We start from the raw sequence: 16072 nt of genomic DNA on the forward strand, positions 1-16072 counted from the left end.
TGCGCGCTTGTTCCGCCCGGTGACAAATATGAGTGTATCAATCCCGGCGGCAATCGCCTCCTCTGCCGCATACTGGATGAGAGGTTTGTCGACGATGGGCAGCAATTCCTTTGGCATTGCCTTTGTGGCTGGAAGGAAGCGAGTTCCAAACCCCGCCACAGGGAAAACGGCTTTGCGTAATGTCATAAAATGCGACCAGTGCTTAGGAGTTGCTGTCTCGCGGGAACTTACTTAATATGCTCCGGGCCCGCAACCAATTGGTCTTGCGTGTGGCGCCTGCCAATATCAAGCATAAGGCCTGGATATACCTGTGATAAACCCCTGGCCGCGCTGGGTGGGGCTAGTTGGGGTCGTAGGTGTGTGACCGCGACTGTTGGCCTGGCTTGAATGAAAGCTTCGGCGCTGGGTAAGTCGCGGTCACAGTTTTAGTGACGGCTGCTAAATTGCAAAGTCCTCAGGGGAGCGGCCACTCGCGATGGCTTCGACCATCCACTTCGGTTTGCGGCCGCGGCCGGTCCAAGTGTTTGCGGGGTTGCTTGGGTCTGCGTATTTGGGCGCTACGGGCGCTCTCGTCTTTTTGCCTTTGGTGTCGTCCAGGAGCTCGTCCAGCGAAAATCCTTTGGATTGCGCCAGGGCCTTTAACTCAGCCAATGCTTCTGATTTCTTGCGCTTTTCAAAATCAAAGATTGCAACTGCGACTTGCTCCTGCAGGTCTTTTAATTCTTTTAGGGAAAGTTTTTCTAGGTCCAATTTACTGTCTTTCATGTTGGTTAATTTAAGAAATAAAATTGTTACGTGCTTCGTAGATGCACTTGTACTACGTTAGTGCCGTTTACATAAATCGAAATTGAATTTATGTAAAAGTATTTTTTTGAAACTTTAATATTTAAACTTAAGTTCAATTTTATGTTCGATAATAAATCATTTAAAATATAGTCATTATAACAAATATTTAAGTGTTTAGAATGCAGTCCGGCCGCTTGCAGCGCCACCTATGCCTGATGTGTAGGATTTTTGTGGCTGATACCCTAAGCGGATTAGTTTATAATGATATGCGACCCGCTGCATAACCACCCTGCCAAACTACCTCCACTTTGATGTCTGCCACATAATAAAGAGAAGAGGCCTAAGCCGTGCTTTGCTCTTCCCGCCGATACTTTGAGAGACCGTCAGAAATCAGTATTCTAGGGTCAGTTTTTGTTGCTATCAAGAGTTCCGCTTGGCGCGTGTGGTGAGACTTGATGCAGTGCTGCACTGTACTTTTCCAGATGGCGCAGCGTCGCAGTGTTGCGTCACATTTGGTCGTTTGCGCTCTTGATGTGCTTGTCGGCATACCGCCCTGGTGCGTTAGGGCGGGCATATCCTCAACTTACATCAAGTGTGGGGAACAAGTGGTGCAATTACTTGTCAATATGTGTGCTGCTGTTGCGAGACGTTTTTTTTAATCAACACATCGGTAACTCTACGCGAATGAGGGGGCCGACACACATTAATGGGATCGCTCCGTCAAAATCGCCGCTCCGCGGTCATGTTTAATGCTAGCCCGCTGCTAATACTGGCCTTGTCTAAGTCGAGGCCCTGGTACGACATGGTTCCAGAAAGCTTAAGCGACCCAATTTGCCGGGCCAGTCCCATATGATAGATCCGCCCTTCTTCCCGCCGGCTCGCCAGCCGGTGCGAGGGCGAGCTCTTGTCATTCACTGTGTACTGGCCAATTCCCCACTCAAAATCATACGCCCCGAAGTTATGCCCTACGCTGAGCTGGATGGATTTGCCTTCGCTATCAATCGCCGCGCCCATGACAGAGCCGTCATTCGTGTAGGGGTGCGTGCCGTTATTGTAGGCCGTATTCGGCCCGCAATATCCATTAGTCGTTCGGTCAATCCGAGTGTCCACTACCTCAATGTTAAGCGTTGTCGGGATGCCGGCCGCATCCATTTTACGCTCAAGGCCGATGAGGTGCATCCAGCAGGACGGCAGGCCGCCGGCCTCGTCCTCTCCAATGGCTTGCAGGTAGACCCGGTTTGAGTTCAATGAGTAGGATAAACCAAAGCCGGCCATTTTGTTGATTTCAGCGCCTGCACCCTCATTCGTGTTGCCCGCCAGAGCGGTTCCGACGGAGGCAATACCTCCAGTAAATTGAGCTGTCTGGATGAACTCCGCCTTTAGGCCGGCCACGGGCTCCAGTTCTAGCCGTGCGCCCATAAAGTTCACGCCGCCACTGCCAGGTCCACCGCTAGTTTGGCCCACAAAAAACTCACCGCCCCAGGGGCCGACCCACGAAAGCAGTGGGGATGTGGAAGTGTTGGTTGTCTTTTTAAGGTAGGCCGAACGCATCGGTCGTGCGTTAGTTGATAGAATTAGGGATGTGTGCGGGGAATATGACCAGTGCCTGTCGACAGTTCCCGCGCCCAGCACCCAGTCCCCAAAGTTTAGATTAACGTATGATCCGTCAGCGTTAAATGTCTGAGCTGCATCTTCCGCCGCAAGGCTTATGCCCAAATCCACTTTGCCAAAAGACTGGGTGTAGCTTCCGCGCATCAAGGCCTTGCCGTTGGTCCCGGCAACTTGGCGATTATGAAGAATATCACGTGTTCCGAGTGATAGCTGCAATGTTGCACCATCCGCCTTAGCCGTTGTCATGGACACCAAAAGCGCGCTTAAAGTCCAAGCCAATTGCGAAAAAATTCTTTTGGAACGAAGCTTTGTGGTCATTGTCTGGCTTTCTGGCATGCAAATATTAAGCGCTCAGCTAATGTCTGATACCCGGCAAGTAAACCCTCATTAGTTTCAATGTGACATTTATTATTTACAATGTGCCCAACGGTTTAATTCAACGACTTTGTTTGGTTGCTGGCGTTCTAGTTTATTAATTTATTGTATTCGCATCGGGCTTACATCGTCTGCCATCTAGTTGTGTATGGTGTAAAATTTTACTCTAGCGTGTTTTTTGTGGTGCATTTACGCAAGTTTGCGAGAAAAGTATGTTAGTGGCTTTGCTGTTGAGTGACTTTAGCTGACTATTGTTTGGCCGCAAGGGTCGTAAAATAAAGCAGATGTCGTGTTGCGGACCGACTGTTGTCGCGGCCTGTTCAATTTGCAGTTTATCTCTTTGGGGCAATTTCTTTAGTACTTTTCCTGCGCCCTGGGGCATATGTCGTTTTGTCTGGGTTTGGCGATTTATTTGGTTAACGCTCTTAGCTGAGAGCTGAGAGCTGAGAGCTGAGAGCTGAGAGCTGAGAGCTGAGAGCTGAGAGCTGAGAGCTGAGAGCTGATTGCTTTGCGGGCCAGTACGTAAGATTTACGGAATTATGGTATTTGTTTGATGGACCGGTTGTGGTGCGATAGATGAAAATTATTGCTTAAGTTGAGCTAAGCTAAGCTGAATGACAGTTCTTAAGAAGAGGTAGCCCTGGAGTGGCCCCTGACGTCGATGTAATTGCCCCAAACTTTAAGAAACGCCTGTCGGGTGTTACTGCGACCGTGGTGGGATTGGTCGATCGTCAATCGCGCATGATCCCGATTGTGGCAACTGGGCCTGGACTGCCCTCGAGCCTCCCTCATTTGTCTGTCTTGCGCGTCTTATTACTGCCGAGAAAGACGCGTGTCTGGCACGCACGCCGGAATAATGAGCTCCTTGTAGGGCTGCTTCTTAAGTGGCTCCGAATATCTAAGCTCAAGATCGTTTTTACATCCGCATCACCTCGCAAGCGGTCTCGTTGGACAACTTGGTTAATAGGACTTTGTGATGAAGTTGTGGCAACCAACCTTATAAACGCAGCAGTCATGCCCAAGGGCTGCGTTATTGTGCCTCACGGGGTAAATGTAGACCTCTTTACCCCGTCGATCGGTGGTGATGTGGCTACCATGCCAAAGGTTATTGGGTGCTTCGGACGAATTAGGCAGATGAAAGGCACTGACCTATTCGTGGATGCGCTATGCCGTGTTCTTGCAGACCGCAGCGATTGGTCTGGGGTTGTGATGGGGCGCGTACTCTCTCGCGACCGAGCATATTATGAAGAGATGATAAATAAAGTTGAAAAATCTGGCCTTCGTGACCGCATTCACTTCGTTGAGGAAAGGCCTTTAAACCAGATGGCCGATGCTTACCGTGAGCTTTCGATATATGTTGCGCCCTCTCATTTGGAGGGTTTTGGCCTCACTGTTGCTGAGGCATTAGCCAGTGGCACCCCGACAATTGCGACACGCGGTGTTGGCGCCTTTGACGAGCTAATCGAGGAGGGAATAAATGGTGAGTTGTTCGAGCAGGGTGACATTACTGACTTGGAGGCGAAGCTTATTGACCTGATGGACAATGATGATCGCCGCAACCGTATGTCAATTGAAGCTCGTCGTTCGGCATTAGAACGCATGTCACTGGATGTTGAGGCTAGAGATTTAGTTAAGGTATACCAAAGGTTGCTCCAGACGTGAGACAGCTCAAATTTTATATAGACCGTTGGATGTCGAGCGAAGCTGCCCTGGCAGAGCACTCGGCGGCATTGTCCGCTCTTGCGAGCGACGTGAGTGGTAAATCAATTGCGCTCGTAGGTAATGCCCGTAGTTTGCTTCAGGCAAAACACGGCAAGCGAATAGATGAGGCGGATATTGTTATTCGCATTAATTCGGCTCCAACGTCTAATCCAGAATCTCACGGGTGCCGGACAGATTGGCATGCACTCGCCATTCGTAATTCTCGTGAGTTGAAGCGCCGCGTAACCCCAAAACGCGTTTTGTGGATGAGCCACAAAAGACGCAGGTTAGATTGGGGAACGGCCGCGGCGGAAGGGTTCTACTTATTTCCGCTGAAAGATTTTCATACTCTATCACTTGAATTGGGGGCTCGGCCCTCGACTGGGGTACTGCTCATTGACCTACTTAAGCGCTTACCCGCGGAGCGAATTGAGCTCTTCGGTTTTGACTTCTTTGCCTCGCTCTCAATGACGGGCAGCCGAACATCGGCGCAGGTGCCGCACGATTTTGAAGCAGAGCGCATTTGGGTTGAACATTTGATAGAAAACGACCGTCGCTTCGATTTAGTGGTTTGAAGGATCGCTCAGCTCATTCAACAGTTCTTTAGTGTCACGAAACCTACTGCCCTGGTCTATTAATCGGTAATCTGCGTGGCGCTTAAATATTTATTAACTGGGATACGGGGGGTGGGCGTAGGTGTGTGCCCGAGCCGGCTTTGTATCGGCTCCCAGCCGAACGTTTTAAACGTCTAGGTCTCGTTCAGTGTCGAAAATATTGGGTTTTGTACAGCCATAGCCTGTTAACTGTATTGCATGATGGTCTGATCGCCGGTAGTCCAAATCGAAACTAATTAGGTTCTCTTGATGTCAAACCACCAACCAACCGACGCCGCGGAAGACGAAATCAATCTCAAAGAGCTTTTCCTCACAATCTGGGCTTACAAGTTTCTGATTGCGTTGGTTACTTCAGCGTTCCTAGTCGGCGCAGGCTTTTATGCTTTGAATGCTGATAAGGTGTACTCAGCCAAGAGTATTTTTGCACTGCCTGGTAGTAGTGGCTCGAGCAATATTTTAGGCAGTATTGGCGGTGAGCTCGGCGGATTAGCGGCTCTCGTCGGAGCACCCACTGGCGGTGGTGACGCTGAGATGATTGTTGAGCGACTGACCTCACGTGAGTTCATTTTGGAAATCGGGCGTGAGTTGGATCTTAAAAGCGATGAGATGTTTAACAGTTACGATCCCGACGCAACTGCCCCAGCTTGGAAGGCCATAATTAAATCGCTGCTGGGTATGGTAAGTGAGAAACCCGATGCCGAGCGTATCGCACTTCAGAATGTGATCAATGTATACGGGGAGCTCGTTGCTGTAGAAGCGAGTGATACGGGCTCGATCTCGGTAACAGTTGACCATGAGGTTCCCGAAAGGGCTGCTGAAATCGCAAATCACATCGTTAGTAAAATTATTGCCCTCAAGGCATTGGAAAGTAGCGACGAAACTGATGAAAAGCTGGAGTATCTCTCGCGCACACTAGCTGACGCATCTGAAGATTTGGAAGCAGCGCAGCGTGCGCTGCAGCAGTACAGCCTTGAAAATAGCACTCAAGCCGTAGAGAGTTTTGCGGTTGGGACGGTGATGCTTGATGATATGAGAACTCAGCGTGAGCGCAGTGCCGAACAGCTTGCGGCCGCCCTTGCGCTCAAAGAGATCCTGTCTAAAGGCGTGCCAGGTGAGGGTGATTACGATCGCCTAAGGCAGGAGTTTCCGCAGTTAGATCAGCCTAGCTTCCGAAGAATTATGGGGGTGAGTGAAGTTGCAAGTGCGTGGACGTGGCCCAGCGTTGGGGTCGTGTCTCAGGTTGAGAATAGCATCCGTGATAGGCTGTCAGCGCTTGAGAGAGACATTCTGAAATTGGAGCAGGATGCCTCCAAATACGCCTCGAGCGCGGAGCGGCTCGCTCAGTTAACCCGCGATCTAAAAATTGCTGAGGCGGCCTACACCGTTTTGATCGAGCAGGTTAAGAGCCAGTCGCTTGTGGCTGGTTTTAAGCCTGATAATTCGAGAATTCTTGAAGTAGCCGACGTTCCTGTTAGCCCAAGTGCGCCTAAAAGGACATTAATCCTAGCTCTTGGCCTGGTACTTGGGGTTTTCGTGGGTTCAGCCGTGGCGTTGGTACTCGGTATGCGCCGCGGCGTGTATTTTGCGCTCTCCTCCTTGCTTGAGGCTGTGGGTGTTTCTAGTAGTCTTAAAACAATAGGTGTTCGCCGCTTCAGGGGGAAATCGCTGGCGGATATTCATAAATCTTTAGGAAAAATCAAATCTGATTGGGCCCGTCACGCAGTTCTCCAATTGGATAGTAGCGACGAAAACCGCCCTGTTTTTATCTGCGATCTGAGCTTTGCGAACAACGCCGGTGCGCTGGGAAAAATAGTTGCAGCTACGGCCGTAAGCCTAGGGCGTGATGTTGGTTTCATTGACTTGTCACGCGAGCTTTCTGAGGTTGAACGCGAGCTTACACCTGACATTGAAGACGCCATGGTTAAAGTGGGGAACCCAACCGGGGGTACGGAATATGTCTACCCGGCGGGCGTGACTAACCTTGACTTGCTGTACTCTACATCGGTCACTAAAATCGTTGATGCGCTAGTAGAGAAACATGACATTGTGATTTTTGCAGCAAATACGGATGCCGTTGAAGTCATCCTCGCGTCGAATTCAATTGTTGATCCTTTCTTTGGGGTGCAACTTAAGCCCGGGAAAACATTAATTAAGTCGGTGCAGCGCATGCTGCAACGAGGCACGTTGGGAGTTGCCTTTCATGCGTAATCTCATGACTAGAAAGGCTATTTTAATAGCCGCCGTCTTATCACTCTTCGGATGTTCGGCCATCGTTGAACCCGTTGCTTTGCGTGGCGTTTCTCCAGACGCTGAGGGCCAGGAGGAGTTTGAAATTAATGTCCGGGCCCTTGATTTTGCAGCAGCAAAAAACCTCAATTCAGGTAGCTACGACAGAATCGTTTCTATGCCCGGGAGCGGCTCGTCCGCCAATGCCGTTTCCGAAAGATCGCTCCGCAAGACCTCTTTCCCACCAATAGTTGGTAACCAGCCATACAAGCTGGGCGTTGGTGACGAGGTCGCACTCATTCAGTACACTGACGCTAGTCCCTCAATTGCTAGGCTGTCTGCCGGAGTTGACGTTGGGGATAACGGCCTGCCAGCCGGCGTTTCACTTCCGTCAAGCTCATCGAATATTATTTCGACCACTGGTCGGGTTGGTACAGACGGCAGCATTTTCCTAATCGGTGTCGGGCGAATTGAGGCCGTTGGCCGTGAGATTTCGGAGCTGAGGGACGAAGTTCGCAGCATTCTCATTCGAAATGGAAGTGCTCCTAATTTTCAGATGGAAATTCAGCGTTTCAACTCGCAGCGTGCTTATCTCACAACTGACGGCGCCTCGGGTCGTGCCAGCTCAGTGATACCTATTACTGATAAGGGCACAACACTGCGTGAGGTAATTGCGACATCGGGTGTTGCTTTTAACGAAAGTGCACTCACTCTTATAAAAGTTCAGCGTGGTGGTAAAACCTACTCTTTCCGATTAGCGGACTTACTTGCTGAAAATGCCCCCAAGGTGCTCATTCAAGGCGATGATCACTTTTTTGTGCAAACATTAAAGTATTTGCCGGGTAAAGTTTTTCTTCTCGGAGGGGTCGCTCCACAGATTATGCCCATCCAACCAGAGGTTAGACAAACGCTTGCCGATATTCTATTCGCGCCAGCTGGCCCTCTAGCAAGCACGTCGGCGCAGCGTTCAGCGGTCTATTTGCTTCGTGGTCGAAAGCCTGTTGAAGCCCACCAGCTTGACGCGCAGAGCCCTTTAAGCTTGCTCGTTGCAAATGAAGTGGAGTTGCGGCCCAATGATATTGTGTTTGTTGCTGAACAGCCAATTATGACATTGAACCGCACGTTGGCGAACATAACGCCTCTTCGTATTTTGTTGCGTGATATTGAGGCAGGCAACATACCCTAGTCTCATATTTTTGAGGCTCTGGGTTGCGAATTTGACCTATTGGAACAGGCATCGACTTATCTTAGTTGTTCTCAATAGAGCGTAGGCTAAAAAATACATTTTTGATGTGAAGCGTTAGGTGACGTACACGGGTGGGAGGTCCAGACCAGGTGCGGCGAATATGCACTGTGTCGGAATAATGTGGCACTGCAGGAATGCAGATCTCTGTCGCTCGCTTTTAATCCAGAGATCGGACCATGACAAATGGCCTGCTCAGTTGGCAATTTCTGCATGGGCAAATTTGGTTATATTCGACCGAAAGAAGATATAAATGAACACGTGAGGTAGTGTACTTGGGTGATGGTCATATGGGATGCTTGGGTTATGGTTGTCGGGGCTAAGTGCAAGCCTTTGGCGCAATATCCACGGGAACAGATGTAGTGGCTACAGGAACAGTTTATTGAGTGTCAGTTGCGACACAATGTGAGGAACAGCCATTAGCATTGGTTAGTTTGATAATCGGCGTAATCAATTAGTGGCGATACGTGTGCCTAAATACACCGGCCGCCGTCTACCTCCATGCATACGCCTGTCACCATACTCGCCTCGTCCGAGCATAAGTAGCATGCTGCGTTTCCCATATCTTCGGGGCTTGAAAAACGTCCCAATGGAATGGTGGACAGAAACTTGGCGCGGACCTCGGGGGTGTCTTCGCCCATGAAAGTTTTCAGCAGTGGGGTTTCGCCGGCCACAGGGTTGATTGCATTTACACGCACGCCGCTTGGGGCCAGTTCGACGGCCATTCCTTTTGTGGCGTTGTTCATCCACCCCTTTGAAGCGTTGTACCAATTCAGGCGGGGGCGGGGTGAAACGCCTGCGGTTGAAGCCACGTTCAAGATTGCGCCTGATCCTTGGGCCTTCATCAAGGGGACGACGTATTTCGCAGTCAGGTAGACGGACTTACAATTTACAGCAAAGACTTTGTCGAAGTCTTCCTCGCTGACATCTTCCATCGGGGCAGGTAGGTGTGTGGTGCCCGCGTTGTTGATCAAAATATCGATCCGGCCAAAGACCGCTTGAGCCGCCTCCACCATTGCCTGAACGCTCGCGTAATTGGCCACGTTGCAGTGGATGACCTCCACGTTACCACCTATTTGTTCTGCGGTTTCCCGTGCCAAGTCTGTGTTTAAATCCGCGATCATGACGCGCGCGCCCTCTGCTACAAATTTGCGCACAATCCCTGCGCCAAAACCTGATGCGCCGCCCGTTACTATTGCCGTTTTTCCTGCAAGTCTCATGAGAATAGATCCTGTTCGTGCGAAAGTTTAGCCGTGACGGGCCGCGACTGTTTTCAACGTTGAAAAACCATAAAGCGCCTCAAAGCCCTTTTCGCGCCCGTGTCCCGAAAGCCCCGTGCCGCCGAAGGGCAATTCAACGCCGCCGCCTGCGCCGTAGTTATTCAAAAACACCTGTCCGGCTCGGAGCCTTTTTGCCAAGCGCATCTGGCGGGCGCCGTTCTCAGACCAAACTGATGCGACCAGCCCGAAATCTGTCCCGTTGGCAATTGCGATGGCTTCGTCTTCATCATCAAATGGGATGAGAACTTGGACGGGCCCAAAGATTTCATCTTGGGCCAAGCTGTGATCTGACGGGACATTGGAGAACAAAGCAGGTGCCACATAGGCCCCACCGTCCGGTGCGCTGTCGATGATCTTGCCACGGGCGGCACATTCCAGATCATGACCTTTGGCAATAAAGCTCTCGACGATCTCTTTCTGTCTTGATGATACCAGCGGCCCAACATCATGATCCTCGAGTGCGGGACCTGCTGTCAATGCGATATAGCGTTTAGACATTGCGTCCAGCACTTCGTCATAGCGGCTGCGCTGTACCAATATGCGCGATGATGCCGAGCATGTTTGGCCTGCGTTTTGGATACCGGCGTTGACCAAAAATGGTAGGGCCGCCTCGATATTTGCATCTGCAAAAACCAACTGTGGTGACTTTCCGCCCAACTCAAGCGTTACGGGCACCACGTTTTCTGCGGCGGAGTTTTGGATCAATTTGCCGATGTTAACTGAACCGGTGAAGCTGATGTGGTGGACGGATTTGTGAGCGCTGAGCGCGGCGCCTGCCTCTGCACCTAAGCCGGGCACGATGTTCAGCACGCCGTCCGGTAGGCCGGCACGTCGCGCCAATTCGCCAAAAGCAAGTGCTGTAAGGCACGCTTCCTCTGCGGGTTTCAAAACGGCCGCATTAGCCATTGCCAGCGCAGCCCCAACGGACCTGCCAATGATTTGCATCGGGTAGTTCCATGGAATGATGTGCCCTGTCACTCCGTGTGGCTCGCGAAGAGTGTAAACCGTGTACCCATCAAGATACGGGATTGTCGTGCCATGCACTTTATCCGCCGCGCCGCCGTAGAACTCCATATAGCGGGCAAGCGCTGTTACGTCTGCCTTGGCTTGCGTGAGAGGTTTGCCCACATCAAGGGCCTCAAGGCGTGCCAACTCATCCGTATTCTCAAGAACAAGCCGTCCGATCTTTGCGAGTATACGCCCGCGCTCAAAAGCGGTGAGGCGGCTCCATGGCCCATCAAGGGCGCGGGTTGCTGCATCTACAGCTGCGTCGATATCTTCAGCGCTACCTCTGGCAATTTCACACAGCAAGGTGCCATCGGAAGGGTTCTTCAGCTCAAGCGTTTGGCCGCTCTCGCAGGCCTGCCATCTGCCATCAATCAGGCAGTGACGTGGATCAATATCAAGGGGCCGTACGCTCATCTTATGCTACCTCAGCTCTTGCTGGTCTTTACAAGAGTTGAGCGAACTTGGCCGCTTTAGGCAATGGAGATAATGTCGGACAACACAGAGATGGCCAAGCTGCGCGAGTCGCGGACAGAAGGAATAAGCCCGATGGGGGGCCGTAGTCGTGCGGTGGCCTCATCGCTGACACCAAGTGCAGATAGGTACTTCAGCCTGTTTTGGTGGGTCTGCAAACTGCCAAGCGCACCGATGTAGAACGCGTCACTATCCAGTGTGTGCGCAAGGATCGGGGGCTCCCAACTGTGTTCATGAAACAAGAGCACCACTGCCTTGCGTGCATCCACTTTCCAATGGCGGGGCGGCTCCGCGTGCGTCATGTGTGTGGCGTCGATGAGTGGGCTTAGGTGTGGTTTGATACGTTCAAGTTCGGGCGAGGCTATCGCGACATGGTAGTGCAGGGCATGACACAGGTTCGCTAGTGCGATGGTTTCGGGGCCCGTACCAATGATGTGGACCATGACTTCAGGCGCGATATGCACGTGCAACATGTCTGTCGATCGCTCTGGTATGTCAGTCAAAGCGCGAACTTTGCCAGAAACACGATCAAAGGTGAGGTGAAAAGCCTGTCTGGCAGTGCGCAAGGCCATGGCGCGTTCAATCGCCCTGGCTGAGGGCTGCGAAAACAGCACAATTTCAACCCCGCCCCCGCAGGGCAACGCCATGTCCATAAACGGTGAGCCAATGCCACATCTTACCGCCTTGGGTGTGCCCTTCGCCAAAACCTCTGCCGCATGCAAGGCGAGATCATCTTCAATACAGCCCGAACTTAGCGCACCAATGCGGGCCCCATCCGCCCAAAACGCCATCATCGCGCCAACGTTGCGATAAGACGGGCCGGTTGTTTCGCTGATTACGGCAAGAACCGCGTTGTGCGGTTTGCACGCCAAAGCAGCAAGCACGTCGTCTGAAGCGTGGTTGGAAGACGGATTTATCATATCGCTGTAAATGCGAGTGCTGTGCTACGCGTAGGCAAGGGCAATTCGGGTGCAACGGCTATGTGCAAATATGCGACTTACACCCAACTGTGGTTCGGGTAAGGTGCGCGCAAACGTATGGGGGCCAAAATGGGCGCGATTATTGAAGTAAATGGATTGGTGAAACGCTACAAAAGCGGCTTTGAGGCGCTTAAGGGCGTGAACCTTACGATTAATGAAGGCGAGATTATTGCGCTTTTGGGCCCAAATGGTGCAGGAAAGACGACGCTTATTTCGTCGATTTGTGGCATTACAAACCCCACCTCTGGGACCGTTTCTGTTGGTGGCTTCGATATCAACGCGGAGTACCGCAAAACGCGGGCGATGATCGGGCTTGTGCCACAAGAGCTTAATCTGGAGCATTTTGAAAAAGTGATTGCGACTGTGCGGTTCTCCCGTGGTCTTTTTGGTAAGCCCGCGGACGAGGCGCACATCGAAAAAATCCTTCGTCAACTAAGCTTGTGGGATAAACGAAACGCTAAAATTGGTGAACTGTCAGGTGGCATGAAGCGCCGTGTGCTGATTGCAAAAGCACTGGCCCATGAGCCGCGTGTTTTGTTTCTTGATGAGCCGACCGCCGGTGTTGATGTGGAGCTGCGCAAAGATATGTGGGCGGTGGTGCAGGACCTGAAGGCAAGCGGTGTGACGATTATTTTGACGACCCATTACATTGAAGAAGCCGAGGAGGTTGCTGACCGCATCGGTGTTATCAACGGTGGGCAAATCTTGTTGGTGCAAGACAAGGCTGAGTTGATGCAGCAATTGGGTCAGAAGCAGATGCAGATTGATCTGACTGAACCTCTCGCATCAGACAAGCTTCCGGAGGCGCTTGGTCATTACGACCTGGGTGTGACGGATGATCTTGCCACGCTGATCTACACCTATGACATCAACGCAGAGCGGACAGGCATTACCACATTGCTTGGTGATTTGCAGGCCGCAGGGTTTATGCTGCGCGATATCCAGACGAAACAATCCAGTCTTGAGGAAATCTTTGTTGGGCTTGTCGCAGACCAAGATGCACGCACGGCAAACGCAGGAGACGCGGCATGAATATTTACGGCATCAAAGCGATTTTCTTTTTTGAGATGGCGCGTTTTTTTCGCACGGCTGCGCAGTCTTTGCTGGCCCCTGTCATTTCTACCGCCCTGTACTTTGTAGTATTTGGCACAGCAATCGGAAGCCGCATTACAGATGTTGACGGTGTCAGTTACGGCGCGTTCATCGTGCCGGGCTTGATCATGTTGACGGTGATGACCCAATCTGCCAGTAACGCCAGCTTTGGTATATATTTACCAAAATTTGTCGGTACGATTTATGAGCTTCTTTCTGCGCCAATCAATTTCTTCGAGATCGTTATCGGCTACGTTGGTGCGGCCACGGTGAAGTCACTCATTATCGGCGTGATCATTTTGGCGACGTCATATCTGTTTGTTGACCTACAAATTGCGCATCCGCTGGCGATGTTCGCATTTCTGATTTTGACCTGCCTTTCGTTTAGTCTGCTTGGCTTTATTATTGGGATTTGGGCTAGCAATTTTGAGCAACTACAACTGATCCCGCTTTTAGTTTTGACGCCTCTGGGCTTTCTTGGAGGGACCTTTTACTCGATCACAATGCTACCGCCCGTCTGGCAGACGATCACGCTATTCAACCCCGTGGTGTATCTGGTTTCGGGCTTTCGCTGGTCTTTCTTTGGGACCTCTGACGTTAGTATTGGTGTTAGTCTTTTTGCGATTTGTGCATTTACAGCGATTTGCCTTGGCATCGTGTGGTGGATTTTCAAAACGGGATATCGTTTGCGTTCCTAAACCGAACAGTTTGATTTGAGGGCGGGCACTTGTAGCAGGTGCTTGCGCACTCTACATCACGCTCATGAAGCGCTTTATCCCATTCAGAAAATCCTCGCCTGTTATCTCTGTTGTTCGGTTGAACGGCATGATCGCAAGTAGTGGTCGCGGCCTGAATGATGCAGGCGCGGCAGCCATGATCGAAAAAGCATTCGCCAAGGGAAAGCCAAAAGCGGTTGCGCTTGTGATTAATTCACCTGGTGGTAGCCCTGCGCAATCATCATTGATTGCGGCGCGTATTCGCCAGCTTGCGGATGAAAAAGAGATCCCCGTTTTTGCGTTTGTTGAAGATGTTGCAGCTTCCGGTGGGTATTGGCTTGCCTCCGCTGCGGACGAGATTTTTGTTGATGCCACATCGGTGGTAGGCTCAATCGGAGTAATCAGTGCGGGCTTCGGTATGAGTGAGTTGATCGCGCGTTACGGCATTGAGCGCCGTGTCTACACTGCCGGCACCTCAAAATCGATGAACGATCCGTTTAAGCCTGAAAACCCCGAAGACGTAGCCCGCCTTAACGTTATTCTTGAGCAGCTTCACGAGACGTTCAAACAGCAAATTAGAAGCCGCCGTGCGAATAAATTGGTTGAGCGTGATTTGTTCACTGGTGAGATTTGGGTCGGCCAAAGTGCAGTTGACGTAGGTCTTGCGGATGGTGTCGGGCATCTGGTTCCAACCCTGAAAGAGCGCTTTGGCAAAAAAGTGAAGTTCCGCGTTTATGGCCAGCGTAAATCGCTTTTGTCACGGGTTGGCGCGTCTACAGTTGGCGGTTTAGTTCATCAGATTGAAGAGCGGGCACAATTTGCGCGCTTTGGCCTATAGGGCGCGCGCCATGCTGATGAAAATCGTCTCTCTGTTTCTGATCGCGATGGTGGTTTTGGCGATGTTCGGCAAACTGCGTTACCCCGGTCAGCAAGCATTAGCGAATGCCAAGTGCCCAAGCTGCGGCCGGTTCAGAATTGGCAAAGGCCCATGTGCATGCGGAGTAAAACGTAAATGACCACGGCACTTTTACTCACGGCTGCTGGTTTGGTCTTGCTGCTGATTGCGGGGGATGCGCTGGTAAAAGGCGCGGTCAACTTTGCGCTGCGCCTTGGGATTCCTGCATTGATCGTAAGCTTGACGATTGTTGCTTTTGGTACGTCCGCCCCTGAATTGCTGATTGCGGTTGAGGCGATTGTCGATGGGGCGCCCGGTATCGCGATGGGTAACGTGGTTGGCTCAAACACCGCCAATGTGTTGCTTGTCTTGGGCGTGCCTGCTTTGTTGGCGGGGCTGCATACGGCGGGCTGTGACACGCGGAAAAGCTTTGTCTACATGATCTTAGCGACTGCGCTTTTCATAGCTGGCGCATTCTTTGGCCCCATCACATGGGTGCACGGTTTGGTCTTTCTGGCAGCTCTTTTTGCCATATTGGCAGATCAATTTTTTGATGCAAAGCGTGCGCGTGCTGCGGGACAGGTTATCGATGAGGACGAGCCTGAGGGCGCAGATCCCGACATGGCGTGGTGGAAGATCAGCGCCTTTTTGCTTTTCGGTTTGATAGGGCTCCCTTTGGGTGCAAGCCTTTTGGTCGAGAACTCGGTTATTATCGCGCGCAGCTTCGGCGTGTCAGAAACGGTGATTGGCTTGACCTTGATCGCTATAGGAACCTCACTGCCTGAGCTGGCCACTACAGTTGCTGCCGCGTATCGCAAGCAAGCGGATGTGGCGATTGGCAACGTCATCGGCTCTAACATGTTTAACTTGCTGGCGATCATTGGCATTGCAAGCTTCATAGGCCTCATCGAGGTCGATCAAGGTGTGTTGACGTTTGATCTGTGGGTGATGGCGGCGGCGTCGCTCGTCTTGGTCCCATTTGTATTTTGCAAATGGAATATGATGCGTGGCACTGGCGCGATCCTGACGGCGCTTTATGTCTCTTATCTGGTGACGTTGCTGGTTTAACCGCCC

General features: G+C 51.5%; 15 protein-coding genes. 9 read left to right on the forward strand and 6 right to left on the reverse strand.

The window, feature by feature from the left end; translation table 11 throughout:
* The 3 genes from ACTF5M_RS05260 to ACTF5M_RS05270 form a co-directional block, all read right to left on the reverse strand.
* The coding region (locus tag ACTF5M_RS05260; RefSeq protein ID WP_438960020.1) for a sugar phosphate nucleotidyltransferase at positions 1-186 on the reverse strand (186 nt) is incomplete at its 3' end.
* A 252-nt stretch (positions 187-438) separates the two neighbouring features.
* On the reverse strand, positions 439-765 hold the full coding sequence (locus tag ACTF5M_RS05265) for an H-NS histone family protein (protein WP_438960021.1): 327 nt from the start codon (positions 763-765) through the stop codon (positions 439-441).
* A gap of 741 nt (positions 766-1506) precedes the next feature.
* The gene (locus ACTF5M_RS05270; protein WP_438960022.1) at positions 1507-2676 is read right to left on the reverse strand and encodes a capsule assembly Wzi family protein; all 1170 of its coding nucleotides are present in this window, start codon (positions 2674-2676) and stop codon (positions 1507-1509) included.
* 1110 nt (positions 2677-3786) lie between these two features.
* Here ACTF5M_RS05270 and ACTF5M_RS05275 point away from each other — a divergent pair.
* From ACTF5M_RS05275 to ACTF5M_RS05290, 4 genes are all read left to right on the forward strand, one after another.
* A complete protein-coding gene (locus tag ACTF5M_RS05275; protein ID WP_438960023.1) occupies positions 3787-4434 on the forward strand; it encodes a glycosyltransferase family 4 protein in 648 nt (215 codons plus the stop codon).
* A 29-nt stretch (positions 4435-4463) separates the two neighbouring features.
* Positions 4464-5048 (forward strand): glycosyltransferase family 29 protein, encoded by a 585-nt coding sequence (locus tag ACTF5M_RS05280; protein ID WP_438960024.1) that lies wholly within the window; start codon positions 4464-4466, stop codon positions 5046-5048.
* A 288-nt stretch (positions 5049-5336) separates the two neighbouring features.
* Positions 5337-7295, forward strand: coding sequence for a GumC family protein (locus ACTF5M_RS05285; protein ID WP_438960025.1), 1959 nt, complete (start codon positions 5337-5339; stop codon positions 7293-7295).
* On the forward strand, positions 7288-8499 hold the full coding sequence (locus ACTF5M_RS05290) for a polysaccharide biosynthesis/export family protein (RefSeq protein ID WP_438960026.1): 1212 nt from the start codon (positions 7288-7290) through the stop codon (positions 8497-8499). Before ACTF5M_RS05285 ends, ACTF5M_RS05290 begins: the two co-directional genes overlap by 8 nt.
* A 530-nt stretch (positions 8500-9029) precedes the next feature.
* On the opposite strand, the gene ACTF5M_RS05295 is transcribed toward ACTF5M_RS05290, so the two are convergent.
* From ACTF5M_RS05295 to ACTF5M_RS05305, 3 genes are read right to left on the reverse strand one after another with little or no spacing between them, the layout of a single operon-like run.
* Positions 9030-9776 (reverse strand): SDR family oxidoreductase, encoded by a 747-nt coding sequence (locus ACTF5M_RS05295; protein WP_438960027.1) that lies wholly within the window; start codon positions 9774-9776, stop codon positions 9030-9032.
* 27 nt (positions 9777-9803) lie between these two features.
* Complete coding sequence (locus tag ACTF5M_RS05300) at positions 9804-11258, reverse strand: aldehyde dehydrogenase family protein (RefSeq protein ID WP_438960028.1); 1455 nt, start codon at positions 11256-11258, stop codon at positions 9804-9806.
* Positions 11259-11314: 56 nt separating this feature from the next.
* The gene (locus ACTF5M_RS05305) at positions 11315-12235 is read right to left on the reverse strand and encodes an XdhC family protein (protein WP_438960029.1); all 921 of its coding nucleotides are present in this window, start codon (positions 12233-12235) and stop codon (positions 11315-11317) included.
* A 129-nt stretch (positions 12236-12364) separates the two neighbouring features.
* On the opposite strand from ACTF5M_RS05305, the gene ACTF5M_RS05310 reads away from it, so the two are divergent.
* The 5 genes from ACTF5M_RS05310 (at position 12365) to ACTF5M_RS05330 (ending at position 16066) form a co-directional block, all read left to right on the forward strand.
* Entirely contained in the window at positions 12365-13327 is a 963-nt protein-coding gene (locus tag ACTF5M_RS05310) for an ABC transporter ATP-binding protein (protein ID WP_438960030.1), read from the forward strand.
* Complete coding sequence (locus ACTF5M_RS05315) at positions 13324-14085, forward strand: ABC transporter permease (RefSeq protein WP_048599147.1); 762 nt, start codon at positions 13324-13326, stop codon at positions 14083-14085. Before ACTF5M_RS05310 ends, ACTF5M_RS05315 begins: the two co-directional genes overlap by 4 nt.
* Before the next feature lie 64 nt (positions 14086-14149).
* Positions 14150-14941: a S49 family peptidase gene (locus ACTF5M_RS05320; protein WP_438960031.1), complete on the forward strand. Its 792-nt coding sequence runs from the start codon at positions 14150-14152 to the stop codon at positions 14939-14941.
* A 10-nt stretch (positions 14942-14951) separates the two neighbouring features.
* On the forward strand, positions 14952-15119 hold the full coding sequence (locus tag ACTF5M_RS05325; protein ID WP_438960032.1) for a hypothetical protein: 168 nt from the start codon (positions 14952-14954) through the stop codon (positions 15117-15119).
* Positions 15116-16066, forward strand: a complete 951-nt coding sequence (locus ACTF5M_RS05330; protein WP_438960033.1) for a calcium/sodium antiporter — start codon at positions 15116-15118, stop codon at positions 16064-16066. The genes ACTF5M_RS05325 and ACTF5M_RS05330 overlap by 4 nt, the downstream gene beginning before the upstream one ends.
* Positions 16067-16072 lie beyond the last annotated feature (6 nt).

This window comes from Nereida sp. (assembly GCF_965655635.1).
GTDB lineage: Bacteria > Pseudomonadota > Alphaproteobacteria > Rhodobacterales > Rhodobacteraceae > Nereida.